Genomic DNA, 22465 nt, shown 5'->3' with positions numbered 1-22465 from the left:
CCTTGAAAAAACGTCTCAAACGACACCCGTGCTTTCTCAATCCTCGAAGACGAAAGCCATGGTCTCGGTCACCACCACATTCTCTTGCTCCCCCGCTTCGTCTCGACAAAGCACGGTCACTCGGCCGCCTTTCTGCAAGCGACCGAAAAGGATTTCTTCCGCCAGAGGGTCCTTAATTTCCTTTTGCACCACGCGAGCCAAGGGGCGGGCTCCGAAAGCCGGGTCGTAGCCCTTTTCGGCTAACCATCGCCGAGCCTTTGAAGACAATTGAACGACGATTTTCTTTTCGGCCACCTGCCGGTTCAATTCGTCCAAGAACTTGTCCACGATTTTTTCCATGATAGAAAGATCCAGCCCGGCAAAGGGAATGATTCCGTCCAAACGATTTCGAAACTCGGGGCTGAAAAGCTGTTCGACGGCCTTCATCCCCTTAGAGGCACGGTCATCCTTTTCCTTAGCCGTACCAAATCCTATAGAAGAACTGCTCATTTCTCGAGCCCCGGCGTTGGACGTCATAAGAAGCACCACGTTACGAAAGTCGGCTTTCTTTCCATTATTGTCCGTCAAGGTGGCGTAATCCATCACCTGCAAAAGAATACTGAAGAGGTCCGGATGAGCCTTTTCGATTTCGTCCATAAGCAGAACACAATACGGATGTTTTCGAATGGCGTCGGTAAGAAGCCCCCCTTGGTCAAAGCCGATGTAGCCTGGTGGAGCACCAATGAGGCGGGCGACGGCGTGTTTTTCCATGTATTCGCTCATGTCAAAGCGCAAAAATTGAATCCCCAAGATGGCCGCCAACTGCTTGGCCACTTCCGTCTTTCCCACACCCGTAGGGCCGATCAAAAGAAAGCAACCAATGGGACGATCGGGGACACGCAATCCTGCCCTAGATCTTTTGATGGCGGTGGTAAGGGCTCGAATCGCTTCGTCTTGGCCGAAAACTTTTCGTTTCAGCTCCTCTTCCAGATGTTTCAGCCGTGACTGATCGGAGGCGGACACCGAACGAGGCGGTATCTTGGCCATCTTGGCCACAACTTCTTCGATGTCTCTGACATGAACCACGCGCCGAGCTCGATGATCGGCCTTCAAGTGCAAGCTGGCTCCTGCTTCGTCCATGACATCGATGGCCTTGTCCGGAAGATACCTGTCGTTGATGTGTCGTGCTGAAAGTTCAGCCGCAGCTTTCAGAGCGGCAGCCGTATAACGCACTCCGTGATGTTTTTCATACGATTCTCGAAGCCCCAGAAGAATCTTGTAGGTCTCTTCGACACTAGGTTCATGGATTTCGATTTTCTGAAAACGCCGACTCAGGGCCCGATCTTTTTCGAAGTGGTTCTTGTATTCTTCGTATGTCGTGGAGCCGATACAACGAATGGTTCCCGAAGCCAACACGGGTTTCAGAATGTTGGAGGCGTCCATGGATCCACCGCTGGTGGCACCCGCCCCGACCACGGTGTGAATCTCGTCGATGAAAAGAATGGCCCCGGGTTTGTTTCTCAGTTCATTGATCACTGCTTTGAGCCTTGCCTCAAAATCACCTCGAAATTTGGTTCCCGCCAGCAAGGCCCCCATATCTAAGGCATAGATTTCAGCCTTTTGAAAGCTTTCCGGCACTTCCTTGCGATGAATTTTGAGTGCCAAACCTTCGGCGATGGCCGTCTTGCCGACACCCGGATCTCCAACAAAGATAGGATTGTTCTTGGTGCGTCGCCCGAGAATTTGAATGGTACGTAGGATTTCCGTTTCCCGCCCGATAAGGGGGTCGATGAGGCCTTGAGCCGCCTTTTCCGTCAGGTTGGTGGTAAATCGTTCCAAAGCCGAAGATTTTTCGGGCTTTTTTTGAGGTCGCGGAGCCAGTCCCGCTCCTGGTCTTTCCATGTGGTTTTCGCCGACCTTGGATATCTTGTGGGAGATGTATTCCAAAACATCAAGGCGTGTCACCCCGTGCGTTTTCAGGAAATAGACAGCGTGCGAACTTTCCTCATGGAACATCGCAGCGAGAATGTCCCCAACATCCACACGGCGTTTTTCCGCCCCCTGCGCATGTAATACCGCTCTTTGCAAGACCCTCTGGACCGCCAACGTCTGAATGGGATCCCTTTCCACCGACTGAGGCAAGCGTTCCAGACGGTGTTCAAAGAATTCCTCCAGCTGCTGCTTCAGACGATCCAAATCCGCACCGCAATGGTAAAGAATCTCGGCGCCTCCTGAGTCTTGCAGAATGGCGTAAAGAATATGTTCCAAAGTAAAAAACTCATGACGGCGCGTCTTCGCCTCGCGTACCGCCGCCGAAAAAGCCATTTCCAATTCCCGGCTGATCATGGCGGGAGCCTCTCCTTACTTCAGGCTTGTTCCATGGTGCACTTCAAAGGAAAACCGTTTTTGCGGGCCAAATGGTGCACCATTTCCACCTTGGTTTCCGCAATTTCTTCCGGATAAACACCACAGACGCCCACACCGTTTCGGTGCACATGCAACATGATCTCCGTGGCCTCGGCTGTGGTTTTATGAAAAACCTTTTCCAAAACTTCGACGACAAACTCCATGGTCGTATAATCGTCATTGTGCAGGAGAACCTTGAACATGGGGGGTTCGACCACTTCCTCTTCCAGTTGACTTTCTAGGCCTTCTCGGTATTCAGGATCGTGTTCGCTCATAGGCCTCGGCCCCTTTTCCAATTTCTCCTTCTTGAGAACGCATGATTCCATTATGCTTTGAGAGCCTGCTTTTGAAAAATAACGCCCTGAGCCGTGGAGTCAAGCGCGGCGTCAAAGGGCGAAGAATCGAGGAGGCATAGGTATGGCAGGGAACACCTTTGGTCGGCTTTTTCGCGTGATGACATGGGGAGAATCCCATGGTCCGGCATTGGGCGCGGTCATAGACGGGTGTCCTCCAGGTATCCCCATTTGTGAAGCCGACATTCAACAGGATCTGGAGCGTCGTCGGCCTGGCAAGAAGCTCACCACAGCCCGCAAGGAACCTGACGTAGTGCGTATCTTATCCGGCGTCTTTGAAGGTTTGACCACAGGCACGCCTATCAGCTTGATGATCGAAAACAGAGATGTTCGCAGCCGAGACTATGAAGCCCTAAAGGACCTGTACCGGCCAGGCCATGCCGATCGCACGTACGAACAAAAGTACGGCATTCGAGATTGGCGTGGAGGAGGGCGCAGCTCGGGACGGGAAACGGTGGCTCGTGTGGCCGCCGGAGCCGTAGCCAGGAAGTTTTTGGCCCAAGAAGGGATTCATGTTCGGGCCGGAACGGTGGCTTTAGGATCTGTCCGCTGTGACCCTACCGATTGGGACGAAGCCCTGAAGAATCCCGTTTTTTGCCCGAATCCTGAAGCTGCAAAGGCCATGGAAGAACATCTTCAAGCTGTTAAGGCTGCCGGGGATTCCGTCGGAGGCATAGTGCTGGTTCTGGCTTCGGGATGCCCGGCAGGCTTGGGAGAACCCGTCTTTGACAAACTAGATGCCCGTTTGGCGTCAGCCCTCATGTCCATTGGAGCGGTTAAAGGTGTGGAGATCGGAGCCGGATTTCAGGCGGCTTCCTTGTTGGGAAGCCATCACAATGACCCGATTACGGTCAATGGATATGCTTCCAACAATGCGGGCGGCGTCCTGGGAGGGCTATCCACAGGCATGGACCTGGTGGTGAAAGTGGCGGTGAAGCCCATTCCGTCTGTGGCAGTGCCTCAAAAAACCGTGACTCGAGATGGAACGGAAACCACCGTGCGCATCGTGGGGCGCCATGATGTGTCCGCCATTCCTCGCATCGTGCCTGTCTGCGAAGCCATGGTCCTCTTGACCTTGGCGGATTTCATGCTCCATCCGTACCCTTATCGGCGGCACCACGTTTCTCGGTAAGAAGCTTTTGCAAAGCATGCGTTAGGTCTCGCAGACGATATGGCTTCATGATGCATCCGCCGGCGCCGAACTTTTCTGGATGCCGAAAGATTTCATGGGCGGTATCCCCGCTGGCGACCAATACCGGAATGTGGGGGTGCTGAGCCTTCAGGATTTCCAGGCAACGTCGTCCCCCCATGCCGGGCATGCTGAGGTCCAGAATGAGAACGTCGACGGATCCGTTGTTTCGAGCCAGAAAATTCAAAGCTTCTTCGCCCGAATCAGCCGTGTCCACCTTGTACCCTTCGGCTTCCAACATGCCTTGAACGAGCTCCAAAAGCATGGGCTCATCATCCACAACAAGAAGCCTCGCACCCAATCCAACCGGTTCGTGGTCTTGAGGCACCGGTTCAACTTCAAGGGGCGGCTCTTGCAGCGCCCAGGGTTTCACAGGAAAGTCCACCGTAAAGGTGGTTCCTTGGCCGGGTCGGCTCTCACAGAAGACCCGTCCCTCATGGTTCGCCACGATACCATAGACGGTGGAAAGCCCTAACCCTGTGCCTTTTCCGGGCCCTTTGGTCGTGAAAAAGGGATCGAAGATACGGTCCCGAATGTCCTCAGGAATGCCCGCGCCTGTGTCCTCTACCTCCAATCGAAGCCAAACTTGGCCTTTTTCGTCTTTATGGGATCTTGTCCGCACGCGAATGGTTCCTGGGTTGTCTACCCCGATGGCATCTCGAGCATTGGCGATCAAGTTGATGATCACCTGTTCCACTTGCAAACGATCCGCGGCCAGTATAGGCAAATCCTCTTCCAGGTCTTTCTCGATTTCAATCATGCGAGGAATACTCTTTTGGAGAAGATCCAAGGTTTCTTGAACCACCACGTTCAAGGACATCGGCTCTGGAACGGGTTCGGTTTGTCGAGCAAAAGAAAGAAGACGTCGAATCAAATCGCGGGCCTTAAAAGAAGCCTCCTGCACTCGAGACAACCAACGGCTTCGAGGATCTTCGGGATCCGTTCGCCTCAAAGCCATTTCCAAGTAGCCGGACATGGCCTGCAAAAGATTGTTGAATTCATGAGCGATACCGCTGGCCAGCGTCCCGAGGGATTCCATTTTCTGGGTTTGGGCGAGCATTCTTTCAAGATTTCGGCTTCGCTCCAAGGCTTCGGTTTTTTCGGTGATATCCCGAGCCAAGACGCGAAAACCGATCTTGCGTCCCTCTTCATCTCGTCGCACTCCTGCGGAAATTTCCACCGTCTTGCGCCGGCCCTGCGTGTCATGGATGGTGAAGTCCTGAAGACCTAGAGAACTCCCCGAAGCGAAGATTTCTGAGAAAAAAGCACGCATTTTTTGGGCCGTTTGTTCATCTGTAAAATCCAGATAGGTTCGTTTTTGAAGCTCTTCCCAGGAGCATGCCAATATCTTCAATGTCGCAGGGTTACAAAAACTTACACGACCGTTCGGTTCCAGCTCCATATAGGCCTCATCCATGGTTTCCATGATTTGCCGGTATTTTCTTTCGCTTTCTTCCAGCCTTTTTTGAGCTTCGTATTCCACCGTGGCATCCCTCAAGACCATGACCACACCTTGAATCGTGCCTCGATCATCCCGAAATGGTGCCGCACTGTGCGTCACAACCACAAGAGATCCGTCGGCGCCAAAAAGCAAACCGTAACCGGGCAGATGATGGGGGGTGCCGCTTGCCAGAACAAGTTGATCCAGGCTTGGAACGGGCTTTTTTGTTTTGCTGTCCACAATAGTGAGGATCCGTTGCGCAGGTCTTCCCAAAGCTTGGGGACACCACCAGCCTGTGATGAGTTCCGCCTTCGCATTCATCCGCACAATCCGTCCCGACACGTCGGTGACGATCACTCCGTCTTCGATGGATTCCAGAATCCGATGGAGCACACTGCTTTGGGCTATCAAAGCTTTTTCACGTTCAAGCACGGCTTGGGAGCTACGTTGAAGTTCGTTTGCAAAAAGTTGCAATTCCATAAACGGGGAGGCTTCGGCGGCTTTGAGAATCCCATCGGGTTTCTTATGTCGCGCAAAGCCATCCCACTGATCTTTGAGGTGCATGATGGGCTGGACGATGATTCGGTCGATGTTTCTCTTGAACGCGATCAAGACACTAAAAACGGCCAAGAACAAAAAGAGAACGCCTCCAACGGCCCAAAGCAGAGGAGGCAACAGAGTCTCCACGACAGGCTTACCCACGACGAGGATCCAATTCCAGGGGGTCACCCGCCATGTGTAGGCGACCATGAGCCGATGGTCTAAAGCACCCACAAGGAATCCCGGTTGCCAGGTGGAAAGGGCTCGCTTCACGAGAGGTTCGTGGCTCAGATTTTCCTGGGAGCGCATCAGGCGAGGATCTGGATGATAAATCACGTTTCCGAACGGATCCAGCACAAGCACCACGTTTTCCGGAGCGCTTTCCAAAAAGTCTCGAATCAGACGCTCCAGATTTTCCAAGTTCAGTTCTCCTACGGCGACATAGCGATCGGCACGGACCAAAACCGAAAGGGTTAGGGTTTTCAACCTTGCACTGAAATAGGGAACAGACAGGGCGGGCCATTCCTGAAGGTCGGGAAAAAGCGATAAAGGAATATCCACCGAGGCGGGTAGGGACGGAAGCGCCGGCATGTCTTCTCGATTTTCCACCGTTCCCTGAAAAACAAAAACCCCGTGAAACTCAAGGGGTGAAGAGACAAGGAACGCCTGCTCGCCCTTGTTTGTCTCCTCTGCAGAAAAAGCCATGTTCCGTAAGGTGCGATGAGCGCCGGTAAGCAGCACGGCGATGTAGCGATCGACGGTTTTGACAAACAATTTCTGGGCTCTGGAAATTTCCTGCAGTTGCACCAAAGCGGCCATAGAAACGGCAAGCAATGACAAAAGTACCAGCGGGACAAAAAGGTGTTTGAGAAAATAAGTCTGCACCAAGTTGCGGAGTGGTGGTTTTGGATTCACGGCATGCCTCCGCTCATCCACTCCAACACGACGAACCGCCCGTTTCTCACGGCCACGATGTAAAAATCGCCCGAAGCATCTCCAAACGCGTCGATGTGAATCCTTCCTGACAGGCCGTCCAGGGTTCGAGGACGCGACAAGGTGTCCGGAAGTTGCTCTCGACGGCCCTTAGCTTCTTTTAAAGCTGTGGCAAGAAAGTTCACGGCATCGTAGGCTCGGACAGCAGCAAAAGAAGGATCTATGCCGAAACGTTTGCGATATCGCCAAGAAAACTCACGAAGGCGCTCGGTCGTGTCGATCGGAGGATTATCCGCAGCGATAAGAAGCCGCGTGGCAAGGGGTCCCACTTCAGCCAATAGGGCATCCGTTTGCGCCCACCCGGCACTGAGGATCAGGGTTGGAATTTCGGCTTCAGCAAGAGCGCGCACCATCAAGGCCGTATCCCGAGCGGAGCTGACAAAAAGCACGGCATCGGGCTTCACTTTGCTAAGTGTCTCCGTCAAGGTTTTCAGAAAAGAGGGTTCCAAGGAGTTGTAGGCGAGACGACAGGAAACGCTCCCCGCCATACCCTCGTACTCTTCCACAAAAGTTGTCTCCCATGGCCTTGTGTAGGCGTCGTTGACCAGGTCTCGTACCGTGCATACTGTTTGGATCTGCGGCTTTCCGGTTACCCAGCGGGCGAGGCTTCGAGCACAAGCATCTGTGGCCGGATACACACGGAAAAAAAGGTCCTTTTGACCCCTTAGAAGCGGTGTGGACGTAGTTGGGGAGATCAGAGGCACTCCGTTTTCACGCGTTACCGAGAGGGCGGCCATGGAAAGGGAACTGGTCATGTGACCGATGATGGCGACGACGCCTCGGGAGGCAAGATCTCGATCTGCTTGAACGGCTCCCTCAGGAAGGCCTGTATCGTCGACCACGATGAGTTCCAAGGGACGCCCGTGAATGCCTCCCGCGGCGTTCACGTCTTCAACGGCCATGCGAGCGCCATTGCGTCCGTGAATACCCAAGTCCGAGTACGGTCCTGTCAATGTTCCCGAAAAGCCCAGTCGAATGGGTTCACGGCCGCATCCTGCAGCACAGAGAAGCAGGAAGCCAACATAGAGAAAAACTTTAACTTTCTTCACTGTCAACCACCCGGTGCACGCACCATAAAGGACTTTGGGTTCATGGAGTGTGTGTCTTCAGAACGCGCCGTTTCCGCTGCGATCATGGTCGTAGCTTCTTGGACTTGTTCGAAAATGGGTGGCTTCAGGGTCCTCTTAGGTGTGATCCTCAAAGAACAACCATCTGGGCAGAGCCATGTGGCCTTCCCCGAACCAACGTTCCTGTAGGGGCGGAGCCACATCTCCGCCCCAAGATACCGCTACGGACGGTTTTTGATCCTCGTTCATCATGGTTCAATGGTTTCCAATGGCCGACCTGCCAGGGCCGTTTTCGTAACCCTATTCCTCATCAGAATATCGCCTCTTCATTTCCCTGCAAATAGGGGGCGTATTTTTTATCGGCACCCAGAATATGTTGTTTGAGCCACTTTTCGAGGAAATTCAATAGCTCCAGCGTGAGCCGTGTTTCACCGTTTTGAAATCTCTCGACCATCTGAGTTACTTTCTGAACGAGTTTTCGGTGGATTTCTCGGTGCTGATCCAGATCAGGATACCCGGCCCGTTCCATGGCTTTTTCTTCCGCTTCGAAGTGTTTTCCCGTGTAATCCACGAGCTCCGCAAGAACCTTTTCCAGCATGGATTGTCCCTGCCCCAACTGCATGGCCTCGTTGAGCCGATTCACCAGCTTAAAGAGTTTCTGGTGCTGTTGGTCGAGGTCAAAATCACCGACCGAGTATTCCGAAGACCATTCCATAAGGGGTTTAACGCGGCGTGTGTTCAAAGACACAACGCCGCCGTGTTGATTGCCTTGGGTTCTTTTGGACATTCGGGTTCGAAAAGCTACGGGATTGGAATGGGATGGGGTATTAGATGTTTCATTACCTTTTTCGGAAAGGAAGGTTTTCTTTATCGGCTTTTCCCTCAGAAAATCCTCTGGTTCCCGGCCGCTTTTGTGGGAACTTTGAGCCCGCATCGTATCGCTCATGATTCCCACCACTCGTGCCAACTGCTGGACATATTCGCGCACAACGGCAGCCTGGGCACTGAGTTCTTCACTGGCGGAGGCTGATTCTTCCGCGTTGGCCGCGTTGCGTTGCACCACTTTATCCATTTCCGCCACGGCACGATTGATTTGATCAATGCCTTCGGCCTGTTCCCCGCTGGCGGCGGCGATTTCAGCGACCAGTTCGCCAATCTTGGTCGCCGATTCGGTCACCTTGGAAAAACATTCTGAAACCAGACTCGCCGCTTGATGACCCGTTTGCACTTTGCGTACCGTTTCTTCAATGATTCCCGAGGTGCTGCGTGCCGCCTCGGCGGCCCTCATGGCAAGGCTTCGTACTTCATCGGCGACCACGGCAAAACCGGCTCCGGCTTCCCCGGCCCGAGCGGCTTCCACGGCGGCGTTCAAGGCCAACAGATTGGTCTGAAAGGCGATTTCATCAATGGTCTTGATGATTTTTTGGGTATCTGCACTGGCCGTTTCGATTTCGGCCATGGCTTTTTCTAAATTGACCATAGCCGTCTGCGCCTCTTCAAGGCTCGAAGCTGAACTCTTTACTAGGGTGTTAGCTTGAGCTGCATTGTCGGCGTTCTGGCGCGTCATGGAAGCCATTTCTTCCAGAGCTGACGACGTTTCTTCCAACGATGCCGCTTGTTCGGAAGATCCTTCCGCCAACTGCTGGCTGGATCCAGCTACCTGGGCGGAAGCATCGGCCACCTGGTCCGCTCCTTCGTTAAGGCCTTGAACAGCTTGCACGATAGGATTGGTGATACGTCGCCCGAAAAGAACAGAGACCCCGACGCCGAGAACAAGCATGACGGCCGCAATGCCTACGGCCCATTTCATGGTCTGGGACCTTCCGTCGGCGAGCTTTTCCGCCACTCGGCCGGCCATTTCCATCAGTTCATCTTGAGCCATGGTCGTGACTACCAGATAAGTCTTTGACCCCAGAGCCAGTGGCCTGTAAGCCATGAATTTGGCGACCCCTTCAAAGGTGTACTGACCGGTCCCGGCGGCTCCTCCGAGACCCGCTTTCACAAGAGCGGCCAGTTGCCCGTATTTGTCATCGGTGAGGCGAACGCTGTCAGCCAGAGAGTATTTGGGATGCGAGACGATAAAGCCTTGATAATCGATCACGGCTGGATAGCCAGTTTTCCCATGTTTTCGGGTTTTCAGAATGTTCCAGACAGCGCTCCAGTCGAGATTGACAACAACAACCCCTTCCTGCCGCCCTTCAAAGCGGACCGGCACGGCCACTCGAAGCTCAGGTTTTCCGGTGTTTCGAGCGATTTCCACTCCGGTGTTGTGAATCGTTTCGGCCTTGAGGGCTTGTTGAAACCAGTCGGTATCGGCTCTGGATTGAAAATCCTGCCGGAAAGATCCATCGACGATTTTGATACGTTCCATACCGGAAACATCCAGGTAACGCACCTGAGGGTAGAGTGCCTGGGTACCATCGGCGGTTTTCACGACACCAACCTGCCACAGGGCTTTAAGTTCAGAAGCGAATTGATTGAAAGCGTTTTCCGCGGAAGCTGCGGTAAACTCGTTCCAGAATCCCACACCGACGAGAATCCATTTCCATTCGGGGTAGTGCAGAAGAGAAACAAAGCCATCCCGACCGTCCGAGGATTTGAAACTGCTGAAAACTTCTTTCTTTTGAACCACTTCTTTGATGCGTTCATGCCAGGAGGGAATACCGATGGCTTCGGCGGCATCCTGACCTTCAAGGCTACGGTCCGAATGAAGTACGATCCGCCCTTCCTCATCAGCAATGAAGACAAAACCCGTTGTGCCCAATTTGGCTTCGGCCACTTGGTCGCGAATGGTTCCAATACTCTTTTCGGGTACACCCACGTAAAGCATGCCGATAACTTCGTCAAACGGGTTCCTTAACGGTTTGTAAATGGTTTGGTACCAGTCATCGACCGCAAAAGCCCGACCCGTAAAAGGTGTTCCCAGGGTGACCGTAGTGACGACCGCATTTGGGGTGCCGTCCGGGTTGACGGCAGGAATAAAGGTTCCGACGGCGCGTTTTCCTTCTTTGGTTTTCACGGAAGTGGCCACACGTAGCATATCACCGTCATCGTTCATTTTTTGAAAAATGGTGCAGGTACTTCCCGTAAGCTCCGTGAGTTCATCCACCACATAAGCTCGAGTATCGAATTCTTTGACAGGGTAGATCAATTGGGATCCCAGACGGAGAAGAGGAAGTTCCACGTTTTTGGTTTCTTTGGTGAACTGGTTGACGGCATTCCAGCGATACGGTGTGTCAGAAAGATCCGGTTTGCCGTATCGCTGAACGAGCGTTTCAGCTAGCTTGATGTCGTTTTGAAGCTGCTTTGAAACCATTTGGCGTTGAGCATCAAAGAAGGCCTGGATTGTGCCGAGTTGCCCTTTAGCCTGGGCTTCCACGGCGGCACGCACTTCGGCCTGTGTGCCGCGACTGATGGCAAGAAAATTGGCCAGAATTGGTGATGCCGCTAATCGTTTTGCATCGTCTTCCACCCTGGATACGATGTCGCTGACGACCGTGTAATCTCCTTCGAGCAGGGCCGTGAGCAATTGGGCTGCATCTTCTTGGAGAACCGTTGTGACGTACTGGGAGATGTCCGCGGATTGTTTGCCGGACAGGGCCATGTTGACCAGGGTGTTGGCCACAAGAGGCACGGCGACAAGGCTAACCGCAAAGGCGATAAGTTTCATTTTCAGATTGAAACGCATACTTTCCACTCCTTTCCAGCTTTTGACCAAGGTTACTCCCAGCCTTTTCGTGATGCCTTCCACAAAGAGTCATGTTGAAGGTCGGCAGGGCTTAAGAAAAACTTAAAAGAAAAATGACAGGCCAAGGCTCAGATTTTTCGACACCGTAAGCCGATGTTGTGGTAGGTAAGGGTCGCAAAAAGGCTGAAAGGTATGCCGACCAAAATTTAAAAGCTTATCACCCATTATCATGACAGGAGAATGACGCTCATGGATTTGGAAGCCCTCTATGAACTGGCGCCCTGGGAATGGCCCGAAGGAACGAAGGAAACACTGGTGGGCGTGCTGCAAAACAGAAAAGCAGCCATCCGGGATCGGGAAATGGCCGCCGAACTTCTTTCGGATGTCTCCCTCATGGACGATGCTTTGGCGAGACTCTTACTAAAAATCGCGGCCGATCCCGATGAAGATGCATCCCTTCGAGGCACGGCCGCCGTGGCTTTGGGAGCGTCCTTGGAATACGTCGATATGGAAGGTTTTGAGGATCCCGAAGAAAGCCCGCTCTCTGAAGAGCTTTTCGATGAAATTCAAGAGAAATTTCATGATCTTTACCGGGATCCTCGTACACCTGACGAGGTGCGACGCTCGGTGCTGGAAGCTTCGGTGAGAGCCCCCTTGGAATGGCATCGAGAAGCCGTCGCCAGCGCCTATAAGTCGCCTCAAAAGGACTGGAAACTTTCCGCCGTGTTTGCCATGCGCTGGTTGGAAGGCTTTGATAAGGAAATTTTGGAATCCCTTCAATCCGAAGATCCTGACATTCTTTACCAAGCCGTGTGCGCTGCAGGAGCTTGGGGTGTCTCAGGAGCAGCTCCCGTGTTGCAAAAAATTTTGGAATCAGATGAAATCGACGAAGATCTCTTTTTCGCTACCCTAGAAGCCGTCGGCACCGTCATGCCTGAGAGAGCCACGGAACTTCTCGGCGATCTGCTCAATAGTGACGATCCTGAAATTGTCGATGCCGTGGAAGAGGCTCTGTCCACGGCCCGAGGAATGTTGATGGCACGACAGGACAAAGGAAACGGTGTGGAATAGGGGAGGCGAAGACACGTTCGTTACGGAATTGATGCAAATCGAGGACGGTTCATGGCTCGAAAGAAAAGGATTCGATGGACGTGGGACCCTGTCAAAGGACTTTTGGCATGGGAATATGTGCGCAACGGCATGGTGTTGGCTTCCAGCAACGGCATGCGACCCGTAGGTGAGTCTCTGGCCGATTTAGTGGATTGGGCGAGTGACCTGGACGATGAGGGGCAGGAAGCTGAAGCCCATAGGGTCATGGAGGAGTGGGTTGCCATGGCCTGGAGCCTACGGCATGAAGTGAACCCAACGGTGCGGCAGGCCATTGAAGAAGCGTGCCAGGAATGGTGGAACGCCGAAGCGGAAGAGAACGAGGACTCGGCATAAAGCGGGCATCTTCCGCTTGCGAAAGGGGTGAATGAAAGGTATAGGCTACGGGTTTGCAAAAGGCGTGTGGAAAATTTGGACAAAAGGAGGAGAAAACATGCGACGAGGATTTTGGTGGGGTGTTTTGGCGGCTTTGATTCTTATGGTGGGCGCTGTAAACGGGGGGCAGGCGGCCGATAAGGTTTACATCAACGGAATCGATGCCAACTTTCCACCGTTCGCCTACATCGATAAAGACGGAAAGCCCGCCGGATTCGATGTGGAAGCTCTGGACTGGATCGCTCAAAACATGGGCTTCAAGGTCGAGCACAAAGCCATCGATTGGGACGCCATTATTCCCAGTCTCACGGCACGCAAGATCGATGTCATTGCATCGGGACTGAGCGTTACCGAAGAACGGAAGAAACAGATTGCTTTTACGATTCCCTACTGGCAAATCAAACAGGTACTCGTCGTCAAGAAAGATGCCAATCTTACTGTGGACCACGTTTTGAACAGCGGCCAGAAAGTGGGGGTTCAGCGGGGAACTTCCGAAGCCAAATGGATGAAGGAAAACCTGATCGATAAGGGTAAGCGATTTGAACTGGTTTACTACGATTCTGGACCATTGGCGGCCGAAGATGTGCTAAACGGCAGAATCATTGCGGCAGCCATGGATGACGCCCCGGCCCATGAAGTGGTTCGTGAAAAACCCTTAAAGATTTTAGGCAGCTTCGGTATGCCGGACGAGACCTTTGCCTACGGTGTGCGTAAGGAAGATACGGAATTTCTCAAGATGCTTAACGAGGGTCTGGAAAAGCTGATGAAATCACCCAAGTGGCAGGAACTGAAAGAAAAGTACCAGCTCTAAGGTCTTGTTCGAGAACGAATTTTTCCACGGAAGTGGAGGCGCCACGGCCGGCTGATGAGAGGGCCGAAGGTCTTCGCTTTCGGGATCGGGCACAATGGGGGCAAGGCGACCCCTCACCCTCAATCGAAGTGGCAAAAGACTTTGGTATTGCGAGTTCTAGGACAGTCTTTCACCATCCCTTGAAGCCGTTTTCGGAACCTTCAAGCCGTAGGGGCATGCCCCTGCGGCTTTTTACCTGAAACCCCGAAGTGCTTTTCCAACAACTTGGATTGGATGCGCCGACGTTTTCGGTGGCTTAGACCCCGTGAGAAAAGGCTAAGACAGGACCTATGCAAAATGTGTCGTTTCAAAACGGATCTCGTTCATATCGCGTGACAACCAAGGCCATGGCCGCGCTGCGTCAGGCTCTAGGGGACGACATTGTTTCGGTCCATCCGGAAAAACTGGCGGCATGCGCCGAAGATGCTTCGCACACGCGAGGGGTTCCGGAAGCGGTAGTCACAGCCCGCAACGAACACCAGGTTGTGCGCCTCATGGAACTGGCCAATCGGTATCGCTTTCCGGTGACACCACGAGGTATGGGAACTGGCTTGGCCGGCGGTGCCAGCCCCATTGAAGGCGGTGTGGTGCTGGACCTTTCCGGCATGAATCGCATCCTGTGCATCGATACGAAAAACCTCGTGGCTGTGGTTGAACCCGGTGTGATAACGGCTGATCTCAAACGTGCCGCCAAGGCTTGTGGTCTCTATTATCCTCCAGACCCCGCAAGCATTGACACCTGCAGCATCGGCGGAAACGCCGCCACCAACGCCGGCGGGCCTTCCTGTGTCAAGTACGGGGTCACTCGGGATTATGTGCTTGGACTGGACGTGGTTCTCCCTACGGGTTCTCTGATCCACACGGGATGCCAAACGCGCAAAGGGGTCGTGGGCTATGATCTGACGCGACTTATCGTGGGAAGTGAAGGCACTCTCGGAATTATCACGAAACTCATACTGAAACTGATACCCCATCCTCCCGCAGTCACCACCCTGGTGGCCCTTTTTTCTGACATGACCCAGGCCATGAATGCAGTCTCCGGTATCCTGACCGCGGGTTTGGTTCCGTCGGCCTTGGAATTTTTGGACCGACGCTGTTTGGAGCTGGTCGGGGATTTACTCCCGTTTCAGGAAGTCCAGGGTGCGGGATCTTTCCTTCTTGTGGAAGCCGACGGACATCCTCAAATGATCGCTCAGGAAATCGAACGCATGGGTGAAGTGTGCTTGGAACATGGAGCCCGTGACGTGCTGTTGGCTCCCGATGCCGCTAAAAGGGAAAAAATGTGGGCGGTGCGTCGGGAAGTATCTCTGAGAATCGAGCACAGCGCCGCTGTCTACATTCCCGAAGATGTGGTTGTCCCCTTGGGTCAAATCGCCGACTTCATCAGCGGCATTCCTGAAATAGAAAAGCGCTTTGACTTGAAGATTTATTGTTTCGGGCATGCAGGGGATGGAAATATTCATTTGAACATCACAGCCTGTGAAGGGTTTCTTCCGCAACGGGTGGAAGAGGGCGTTCGTGCTTTGCTCGTGGAAGTCGTGCGAAGGGGCGGGACGATTTCGGGGGAGCACGGCGTCGGGGTAGCCAAACAACATTACCTTACCCTGGAACAAGACGCCGAAATCATTCGATTACAGATGGCACTCAAAAAGCTTTTTGATCCGAACCTTGTGCTGAATCCGGGAAAGATCTTTCCTTGGAAGCAGGAATCACGGAGGGTCTAAACGGTGGCTTTGGAACGATCGGCTTTGGAAGCTGCAGGCAAGCGGTATCGGGAAGAGGGGATCAGTGATAGGGTTCGGGGTATCGCGGTTTCCGCCATCAAGGAAATGCCGCTTCTGGCCCAAAAGGTTCCTGACTGTATCTCTCTAGGTCAAGGGATTCCATCGTTTCCCACTCCTGGTCACATCGTGGAGGCGGTGTGTCGGCATCTCAGGGAGGCTTCCTGGTCAGGAAAATACACTCTAGGGCCGGGACTTCTCACGCTTCGCAGAGCCTTTGCGGATAGGCTCGTTGGAGAAAGGGGCCTTTGGGTTGATCCTGAAACAGAGATCTGTATCACGGTCGGGGCCATGGAAGGGCTGTGCGCCGCGATGCTCACATTGGTTGATCCCGGCGATGAGGTGCTCTTGCCCTCACCCAACTATGCTTCCCACATCGAACAAGTCCTTCTAGCCCAAGGACGCCCGGTCTTTTTTCCACTCAAACTCGAAAACTGGCAACTGGACCTGGACGGGCTTCGTGACGCCATTTCCCCTCGCACCAAGGCGCTCGTGCTGTGCCATCCTCATAATCCCACCGGTGCCGTCTTTCCCGAAGAAGACCTACGAATGGTGGCCCAGTGGGCTCTGGAACAAGGGTTTTTCATTATTTGCGATGAAACTTATGACTTCCTCACCTATGACGGACGTCCCTATTTCAGTCTGCTGTCGATCCCGGAACTTCGGCGTCAGGTGATCGGTATTTTCAGCTTTTCCAAAAAATACGCCATGACCGGATGGAGGGTCGGGGCCGTTGTGGCCTCTGAAGACATTTTGGATCATATGATGAAGGTCCATGACGCTACCGTCATTTGCGCTCCAACGCCATCTCAGGTGGCGGCTTTAGCAGCATTGGAAGGACCTCAGGAATGCGTGAGGCAGTTTCGAGACACCCTGCAAGCCAGACGAGACCAGGTTTGTGCTCACCTGGACCGCATGGCTCCGCATCTTTCCTACATCAAACCCCAAGGCGCCTACTATGTCATGGTCAAGTTTCCGTCGCAGGCGGGTGATTCCATGACCGTGGCCCTTCGACTCCTTCAAGAAGCCCGCGTAATCACCATACCCGGCAGCGCCTTTGGTCCGGGAGGTGAAGGGCACGTGCGGCTTTCCTTTGGGGGTACGGAAGAAGAGTTGGATAAGGGCATGAGGCGCTTCACACAATGGTTTGAAAAACAGTTGGGCTGAACAGACGAAAACGCCTCGGCCCATGGTGCCGAGGCGTTTTGAGCTGGGGGGAAACCTTCAGCCTAGTATCGTGGGCCCCGAGAGGGGCGGCTGGGTCGCGGCTTGGCCTGATTGACCTTCAGGGTGCGGCCTTTCAGGTCTGCACCGTTAAGGGCCTTGATGGCCTTGTCCGCGTCGGCGTTCTGTGGCATTTCCACGAAGCCGAAGCCTTTGGACTGTCCGGTTTGACGATCGACGATGATGTTGACACTGCTCACTTCGCCGTACTTGGCAAAAGCGTTACGCAGATCGTCTTCCGTGACACTGTAGGCGAGGTTTCCAACGTAAAGATTCATAGAGTATCCTTTGCGCGTGGTTTCATGGCATGAAAGGGTCGGCCGTTTCCAACCACGAGAACGAAAGGCCAACCCATCACCGAACCGTCGGTGAAGCTTCGTCGCATCCCGAATAACCGGCGTCGGCCCATGAAAAACAAGGAGAACCATGCGTGGCGAGCTCGATCAGACGGCACGTGCCAAAAACGGTTCCCTGACGACCTCGGCGGGCCAGGATGTCCCGAGCACCTTCGCACAGAGCCCGTCGCCTGTCAAACAGATTACGCGCCTGTTACAAAACCAGACTTTCCCCTGGTTTCAAAAACACCACATGGGTGGAGGTCTCCTTTTCCACGCGTTCTTTCCATGCCCCTGGATCCTGATGAATCATGTCAAAAGTGTCGTAGTGAATGGGAAGCACTTTGGACGGTTTGATGAGCTTCACCGCCCTCAGGGCATCGTCGGGTCCCATGGTGAAATTGTCTCCGATGGGTAAGATGGCTAAGTCGATACCTTCCTCGCCGATAAGAACCATATCGTAAAAAAGCCCTGTATCGCCGGCATGATAGATTTTGAAATCGTCTACGGTGAAAAGGAATCCGCACGGATTTCCCCCGTACGATCCATCGGGTAACGCCGACCCATGGTGCGCGGTGGTCAATTTCACCCGTCCCCAGGGATGATTTGAGCCTCCGCCAATATGGTGAGGGTGTAGCTTGGTCAGTCCCTGAGCAGCGAGCCAGTTGGAAATTTCAAAGTTGGAAACCACTGTGGCGCCGGTACGCTTGGCAATAGCCACCGTATCCCCCAAATGATCCCCATGCCCATGGGAAACAAAGATATAGTCGGCGGGAATTTCCTCGGCTTTGATCGTCGCCAAAGGATTTCCCGTCAAAAAGGGGTCCACCAGAAGATGGGTCCCTTTGGATTGAATCAAAATGCAGGCATGGCCGTACCACGTCACTGTCACGCTCATAGGGCCCTCCCATGTTGAAAGCTTCAGAAAACGGTTTAACTTCTGTCATGTGAGATCCGACTTTCTTCACGGAATCGGAAAACTCCTTCAGCCCATGATTGACACAAACTCGCTGGGATGACAAGATTCTTGCGGTTCAAGAGACAATTCCCGAAAGGACGTTGGAGCGTGGGTCTATGATTTCGAAAAGACAGATCGTCGTCCAAGCCTTGGGGCTGGTTCTTTTTATTTATGCCTTGGCAAACGCGATCGGAACCGGAAATCTGTTGTGCGATTCCTTTGGGTGTCAGGCTCTCCAAAAGAACGCTTTGTGGTGGGCCGGGGTCCTCTATGCAGCCATACTTCTTGCTGCTTACCGCTATGCTAAAATCCTTTTGGGCGGTCTCGTCATTATGGGGATGGCGGTCGAAAGCGTGCTTGTCCTCACCCAGGTGCTGCTAAACCTCTACTGCCCTGCCTGTTTGGGCTATACCGCCTTGTTTTTGCTCTGGGTTTTTCTCTCCGGCCCGGAGATTGTCCCCATGGCCAGGAAAGCTTCGTGGGCCTTGGCCGCAACCACCCTGGGCGTGGCTCTCATTATCGTGCCTCTGACACAAGCCGTCTGTGCCTGCTCCGAATCCCCCTTTTCGACTATAACCGGGGATGACCGAACCCTTTACCTCTTTTTCGAACCCACTTGCACCCACTGCCATGACGTTTTGGCTTTGCTCGAGAAAATGACCGACAAGGACCGCGTACGTTTGTGTCCCGAAGCCTGGAGTTTGGCTTCGGTGTGGCAATTGGCGAAGGACCATTGCCAAACCTGCACCCGGTGGTCCCAGCGGACTCGATGTCTTTTGGCCACCTTGACGGTGGTGCGGGCCAACAACGCTTACTGCATGGCCAGAGGGCTTCCTTATGTTCCCCTCATCGTCCATCAGGGGCGCATTGTGACCGGTGCCGAAGTGCCTGGCTACCTTTTAAGCGTCCTTCAGGACCCTCAGAAGGGTCTTAACCCTGAGGATCTTTTGCTTCCTCTGGAGGCCGGCGGAAGCTGCACGGTCAATAGCTGTGACTGAATCAGCGCCCAAAGCGCTCATAACTCGCTTTCAATCGAGACGCCATGACGCGCGCGAGACGACGAAGCGCCAGCAAGCCATCCTTAGGATTTTCTTCGAAAATCTGAAGGAGCTTCGCACCGTCCAACTTGATCACCGTGGTCGGCATGGTCGTTTCGCACGTAGCCGTGTAGGTGCGCGGTTCCACAAGAGCCGACCAGCCGAAGACAGCTCCGGACTCCCCGATGGGAAAGGTGATAGGTGAAGCTCCCCCCGTGGTCAAAGCTACCTGCCCCTCCTTTAAAACGTAAAGATACACGGCAGGTTCGCCAGCCCTAAAAAAAACATGCCCTTCCTGAGCCTGCTCCTCCTGTGCCATGGCCTGAATCCGGTCTAAAACCTCAGCGCTGATACCATCAAAGATTTCCGCCTTCTTCAGAATCATGGTCTTCCTCCCTTGGTGCTCTCTTTTCCCATCACCGAATTCCAGCCGCTTTTTCCGAACACGGAAAAAACCCTTTTTGGCCGTTGACCATTTGAGAAAAAAAGAACTAAAATAAAACACATTGGGAATCGGGAGGTGTGGGGGTACCTCCTGGGCTTTTCCCGTGGAAACTATCTATGCCTGGCTTCGCGTTCTTTGTCGAGTGCCTGGTGCATCTCATGGTGCCCTCATACTGAAAACATGAGCGACGGGATGGCTGTTTCGGCTCCGAGGTTCATCGAAAGAGGCTCAACGGCCGGTCTTCCTTGAAGGAGCCCAGAGAGAGGCTCACGGCGTCGGCTTAGTTTTAAGGGCGCCGAAAAAACCTTTCGGGAAGGGGGGTGATTGTAGGCTGTTCGACCTTTGGGTTGAGGGACCTGCCTGCTTCATGCAAGGCACAATGGACGGGACGGCGAGACAGGAGAGGTGGATCATGGCTGAAATCGGGCATGGCGGCAAGGAAATTGTGGAACGGATTCTGGACCCCAAGGAGGCTCCCGCAAGGGTGAAGGGGTTGAAACAGGTGCCGGTCCGGAGTCAGATTGCCAATGAAGTGATCGGAATCGCCTACGGGTTTTTCTGTCCTCTGACCGGTTTCATGGGCAAGGAAGACCTGGATTCCGTGGTCAAGAGAATGCGTCTCAAGGATGGAACCATCTGGAGCATTCCCATTCTCTTTGACATGTCCGACCAGGAGCTGTCGGACTACGGCATCAAGGCGGGAGACTCCATCTGCTTGACCTACCATGACAACCCCATGGCTATTTTTGAAATCTCCGAAATTTACTCCTACGACAAGGAGGCCATGTGCCAATCCATTTTCGGGACGGCCGAAAGCAAACATCCCGGATGCGCTCGAACCTACGCCTACAAGGACAAGTTTCTGGGCGGCGACATCACCTTGGTGACGCCACCCAAAATCAATCCTCCGTTCGATCCCTACTTCATTCCGCCCCTGGAAATGCGCAAGCGTTTTCGAGAAAAGGGATGGCAGCGGATTGTAGCCCACCAGACCCGCAACGTGCCGCACACAGGTCATGAATGGCTTATGAAGGGCGCCTGGTTCCAGACCTATGCGGAACTGCCCATTGAAAAGCCTCTGGTCGGGGTCCTTGTCAATGCCATTATCGGTGAAAAGCGCAAGGGGGACTACATTGACGAGGCCATTATCTTAACCCAAGACGAACTGCGCAAATCGGGCTATTTTGGGGACCATAATCATATGACATCCTTAACTTTTTGGGATATGCGATACGCTGGCCCCAAAGAAGCCGTCTTTCATGCGGCGCTGCGGACGAACCTCGGTCTGACCCATCATATGTACGGTCGGGACCATGCGGGGGTCGGCACCTACTATGGGCCTTATGACGCGCACCACCTGTTGGCGACGGTTCAAGACGAGCTGAACATCACCCCGGTTTATTCCATGAACTGGCTCTATTGTCCACATTGCGGCGAGATCACCAGCGAAGGTTTGTGCAATCACAAGAACGAATGGCAAAAGTTCAGCGGTACTCTGATTCGAAGCATCGTCGAAGACGGCGTCAAACCGCCTCGACTCATTTTCCGTCCGGAAGTCTTTGATCTCGTCATGGAATGCGCCGAAAAGTACGGGTTCGGCTCTCCGTTTGTCACCGACGAATACTTGGCAAAAAGAACGCCCGTTTTCACCATTCCGCCGCTGGCGGGCTGACAGGAGGTGAGGTCATGGCCGAGGAAAAATATCCCATCAACATTTGGGTCAACGAAGAGCGCTATGAAAAGCTTAAAGAGGCAGGGCTGGCCCACATGTGTGAAGAAATGCTCGCCGGCATGAAAGTCATTCGCGTTTATGCCAATGCAGCTCAACGGGACAAGATTCTCAAGGTCTTTCCTACAGCCAAGTTTGATTCGGCTACCACTAAAAGCATCGAGCTTTTGCCCAGACAGGTGAAGGACAAGATCTTTGACATTGTGGTGGAGAAAAAATCCGTGGATGTTCTGGATGAGTTCCTAAGCGCCTACTAAAAGCTTTGAACGGCATGGGGATTCCGGCCGATCATATCTTCGGCCCCATGCCTGTCAAACGAAAAGGGCGGACAAGCCATCTGTCCGCCCCTAACCGCCGAAACCCTGTAGGGGCGGATCCATGTGTCCGCCCCAAATTCGGGCAACATCCCACCGATCCCACCCCGGCAATTCTCCCAAGGCTCAGAAGGAGCCGTGAAAGGAAGACGGACAATAAAAGACCTCCCTTTCCTCCTTTTCCGGTGCGTCTTCGCGCTCCAACAAGCTTTCTTCCAACCGAAGAAGATCCCCTAAGGTCCATTGTCGAAGTTTTTCAAAAAGAGTCTGGGATAATTCCTGCCAGGCCAAGCGAGGAGCGCATTGGACAGAACGCGGACACCTATGAGGTTTGGACACACAAGGTGCAAGGTCAAATCCCCCTTCAAGAAGCCCTACGATCCAGTCAAGAGTGATCTCCTCGGGATACTTGGCTAACCTATGGCCCCCTTTGCGTCCACGCACGGTTTCAATAATTCCGGCCTTTTTAAGAATCAAAGCGATTTGTTCCAAATACTTGACGGAAATGTTCTGTTCTTTGGCGACATCCGAAATCTGCATTGGATTTGGCCCCGAATGGCGCGCCAGAGACATGAGAAGGCGGATTCCATACCGGCTGCGCGTCGAAAGGCTGACCATGGGTGCGCTCTCCTTTTACCTTGAGGTTGCAAACTC

The 22465-nt window shown here is 53.5% G+C and carries 18 protein-coding genes; 9 read left to right on the top strand and 9 right to left on the bottom strand.

Annotated elements, in window-relative coordinates; translation table 11 throughout:
• Nucleotides 1-36 precede the first annotated feature (36 nt).
• Both clpA and clpS read right to left on the bottom strand, forming a co-directional pair.
• On the bottom strand, nt 37-2325 hold the full coding sequence (gene clpA, locus WHS46_04025; protein MEJ5347841.1) for an ATP-dependent Clp protease ATP-binding subunit ClpA: 2289 nt from the start codon (nt 2323-2325) through the stop codon (nt 37-39).
• Nucleotides 2326-2345: 20 nt separating this feature from the next.
• Nucleotides 2346-2660, bottom strand: coding sequence for an ATP-dependent Clp protease adapter ClpS (gene clpS, locus WHS46_04020; protein ID MEJ5347840.1), 315 nt, complete (start codon nt 2658-2660; stop codon nt 2346-2348).
• 142 nt (nt 2661-2802) lie between these two features.
• Between clpS and aroC the strand changes: the two genes are divergently transcribed.
• The gene (gene aroC, locus WHS46_04015; GenBank protein MEJ5347839.1) at nt 2803-3870 is read left to right on the top strand and encodes a chorismate synthase; all 1068 of its coding nucleotides are present in this window, start codon (nt 2803-2805) and stop codon (nt 3868-3870) included.
• Here the strand turns inward: aroC and WHS46_04010 are convergent.
• The 3 genes from WHS46_04010 to WHS46_04000 form a co-directional block, all read right to left on the bottom strand.
• The gene (locus tag WHS46_04010) at nt 3824-6823 is read right to left on the bottom strand and encodes a PAS domain S-box protein (GenBank protein MEJ5347838.1); all 3000 of its coding nucleotides are present in this window, start codon (nt 6821-6823) and stop codon (nt 3824-3826) included. The two genes, aroC and WHS46_04010, sit on opposite strands and share 47 nt — an antisense overlap.
• The gene (locus WHS46_04005; protein ID MEJ5347837.1) at nt 6820-7950 is read right to left on the bottom strand and encodes an ABC transporter substrate-binding protein; all 1131 of its coding nucleotides are present in this window, start codon (nt 7948-7950) and stop codon (nt 6820-6822) included. Before WHS46_04005 ends, WHS46_04010 begins: the two co-directional genes overlap by 4 nt.
• 328 nt (nt 7951-8278) lie before the next feature.
• Nucleotides 8279-11656 (bottom strand): bacteriohemerythrin, encoded by a 3378-nt coding sequence (locus WHS46_04000; protein ID MEJ5347836.1) that lies wholly within the window; start codon nt 11654-11656, stop codon nt 8279-8281.
• Between the two features lie 249 nt (nt 11657-11905).
• On the opposite strand from WHS46_04000, the gene WHS46_03995 reads away from it, so the two are divergent.
• The 5 genes from WHS46_03995 to WHS46_03975 all read left to right on the top strand — a co-directional run bounded on the left by WHS46_03995 (nt 11906) and on the right by WHS46_03975 (nt 16936).
• Complete coding sequence (locus WHS46_03995) at nt 11906-12727, top strand: HEAT repeat domain-containing protein (GenBank protein MEJ5347835.1); 822 nt, start codon at nt 11906-11908, stop codon at nt 12725-12727.
• Nucleotides 12728-12778: 51 nt separating this feature from the next.
• Nucleotides 12779-13099, top strand: coding sequence for a hypothetical protein (locus tag WHS46_03990; GenBank protein MEJ5347834.1), 321 nt, complete (start codon nt 12779-12781; stop codon nt 13097-13099).
• A gap of 97 nt (nt 13100-13196) precedes the next feature.
• Nucleotides 13197-13949: an ABC transporter substrate-binding protein gene (locus WHS46_03985; protein ID MEJ5347833.1), complete on the top strand. Its 753-nt coding sequence runs from the start codon at nt 13197-13199 to the stop codon at nt 13947-13949.
• Nucleotides 13950-14320: 371 nt separating this feature from the next.
• The gene (locus tag WHS46_03980) at nt 14321-15712 is read left to right on the top strand and encodes an FAD-linked oxidase C-terminal domain-containing protein (protein MEJ5347832.1); all 1392 of its coding nucleotides are present in this window, start codon (nt 14321-14323) and stop codon (nt 15710-15712) included.
• A gap of 3 nt (nt 15713-15715) precedes the next feature.
• Complete coding sequence (locus WHS46_03975; protein ID MEJ5347831.1) at nt 15716-16936, top strand: pyridoxal phosphate-dependent aminotransferase; 1221 nt, start codon at nt 15716-15718, stop codon at nt 16934-16936.
• A 62-nt stretch (nt 16937-16998) separates the two neighbouring features.
• On the opposite strand, the gene WHS46_03970 is transcribed toward WHS46_03975, so the two are convergent.
• Together WHS46_03970 and WHS46_03965 are read right to left on the bottom strand one after the other, a co-directional pair.
• Nucleotides 16999-17271, bottom strand: a complete 273-nt coding sequence (locus WHS46_03970; GenBank protein ID MEJ5347830.1) for an RNA-binding protein — start codon at nt 17269-17271, stop codon at nt 16999-17001.
• A gap of 271 nt (nt 17272-17542) precedes the next feature.
• Nucleotides 17543-18226, bottom strand: coding sequence for a metal-dependent hydrolase (locus WHS46_03965; GenBank protein ID MEJ5347829.1), 684 nt, complete (start codon nt 18224-18226; stop codon nt 17543-17545).
• 176 nt (nt 18227-18402) lie between these two features.
• On the opposite strand from WHS46_03965, the gene WHS46_03960 reads away from it, so the two are divergent.
• The gene (locus tag WHS46_03960; protein MEJ5347828.1) at nt 18403-19284 is read left to right on the top strand and encodes a hypothetical protein; all 882 of its coding nucleotides are present in this window, start codon (nt 18403-18405) and stop codon (nt 19282-19284) included.
• A gap of 1 nt (nt 19285) precedes the next feature.
• Here the strand turns inward: WHS46_03960 and WHS46_03955 are convergent, their stop codons facing one another.
• On the bottom strand, nt 19286-19708 hold the full coding sequence (locus tag WHS46_03955) for a Crp/Fnr family transcriptional regulator (GenBank protein MEJ5347827.1): 423 nt from the start codon (nt 19706-19708) through the stop codon (nt 19286-19288).
• 472 nt (nt 19709-20180) lie between these two features.
• On the opposite strand from WHS46_03955, the gene sat reads away from it, so the two are divergent.
• Together sat and WHS46_03945 are read left to right on the top strand one after the other, a co-directional pair.
• The gene (gene sat / locus WHS46_03950) at nt 20181-21440 is read left to right on the top strand and encodes a sulfate adenylyltransferase (protein ID MEJ5347826.1); all 1260 of its coding nucleotides are present in this window, start codon (nt 20181-20183) and stop codon (nt 21438-21440) included.
• Nucleotides 21441-21454: 14 nt separating this feature from the next.
• On the top strand, nt 21455-21754 hold the full coding sequence (locus WHS46_03945; protein ID MEJ5347825.1) for a hypothetical protein: 300 nt from the start codon (nt 21455-21457) through the stop codon (nt 21752-21754).
• A gap of 183 nt (nt 21755-21937) precedes the next feature.
• Here the strand turns inward: WHS46_03945 and WHS46_03940 are convergent, their stop codons facing one another.
• A complete protein-coding gene (locus WHS46_03940) occupies nt 21938-22429 on the bottom strand; it encodes an Rrf2 family transcriptional regulator (GenBank protein MEJ5347824.1) in 492 nt (163 codons plus the stop codon).
• Between the last annotated feature and the right edge of the window lie 36 nt (nt 22430-22465).

The organism is Desulfosoma sp., from assembly GCA_037481875.1.
Lineage (GTDB): Bacteria > Desulfobacterota > Syntrophobacteria > Syntrophobacterales > DSM-9756 > Desulfosoma.
The sequence above is the reverse complement of the archived record's forward strand: the minus strand, read 5'-3'. Positions and strand labels throughout refer to the sequence as shown.

Coding starts and splice junctions, on each gene's coding strand:
- clpA (MEJ5347841.1), bottom strand. CDS start 2,325: ATGATCAGCCGGGAATTGGAAATGGCTTTTTCGGCGGCGGTACGCGAG.
- clpS (MEJ5347840.1), bottom strand. CDS start 2,660: ATGAGCGAACACGATCCTGAATACCGAGAAGGCCTAGAAAGTCAACTG.
- aroC (MEJ5347839.1), top strand. CDS start 2,803: ATGGCAGGGAACACCTTTGGTCGGCTTTTTCGCGTGATGACATGGGGA.
- WHS46_04000 (MEJ5347836.1), bottom strand. CDS start 11,656: ATGCGTTTCAATCTGAAAATGAAACTTATCGCCTTTGCGGTTAGCCTT.
- WHS46_03995 (MEJ5347835.1), top strand. CDS start 11,906: ATGGATTTGGAAGCCCTCTATGAACTGGCGCCCTGGGAATGGCCCGAA.
- WHS46_03990 (MEJ5347834.1), top strand. CDS start 12,779: ATGGCTCGAAAGAAAAGGATTCGATGGACGTGGGACCCTGTCAAAGGA.
- WHS46_03985 (MEJ5347833.1), top strand. CDS start 13,197: ATGCGACGAGGATTTTGGTGGGGTGTTTTGGCGGCTTTGATTCTTATG.
- WHS46_03970 (MEJ5347830.1), bottom strand. CDS start 17,271: ATGAATCTTTACGTTGGAAACCTCGCCTACAGTGTCACGGAAGACGAT.
- WHS46_03965 (MEJ5347829.1), bottom strand. CDS start 18,226: ATGAGCGTGACAGTGACGTGGTACGGCCATGCCTGCATTTTGATTCAA.
- WHS46_03960 (MEJ5347828.1), top strand. CDS start 18,403: ATGATTTCGAAAAGACAGATCGTCGTCCAAGCCTTGGGGCTGGTTCTT.
- WHS46_03955 (MEJ5347827.1), bottom strand. CDS start 19,708: ATGATTCTGAAGAAGGCGGAAATCTTTGATGGTATCAGCGCTGAGGTT.
- sat (MEJ5347826.1), top strand. CDS start 20,181: ATGGCTGAAATCGGGCATGGCGGCAAGGAAATTGTGGAACGGATTCTG.
- WHS46_03945 (MEJ5347825.1), top strand. CDS start 21,455: ATGGCCGAGGAAAAATATCCCATCAACATTTGGGTCAACGAAGAGCGC.
- WHS46_03940 (MEJ5347824.1), bottom strand. CDS start 22,429: ATGGTCAGCCTTTCGACGCGCAGCCGGTATGGAATCCGCCTTCTCATG.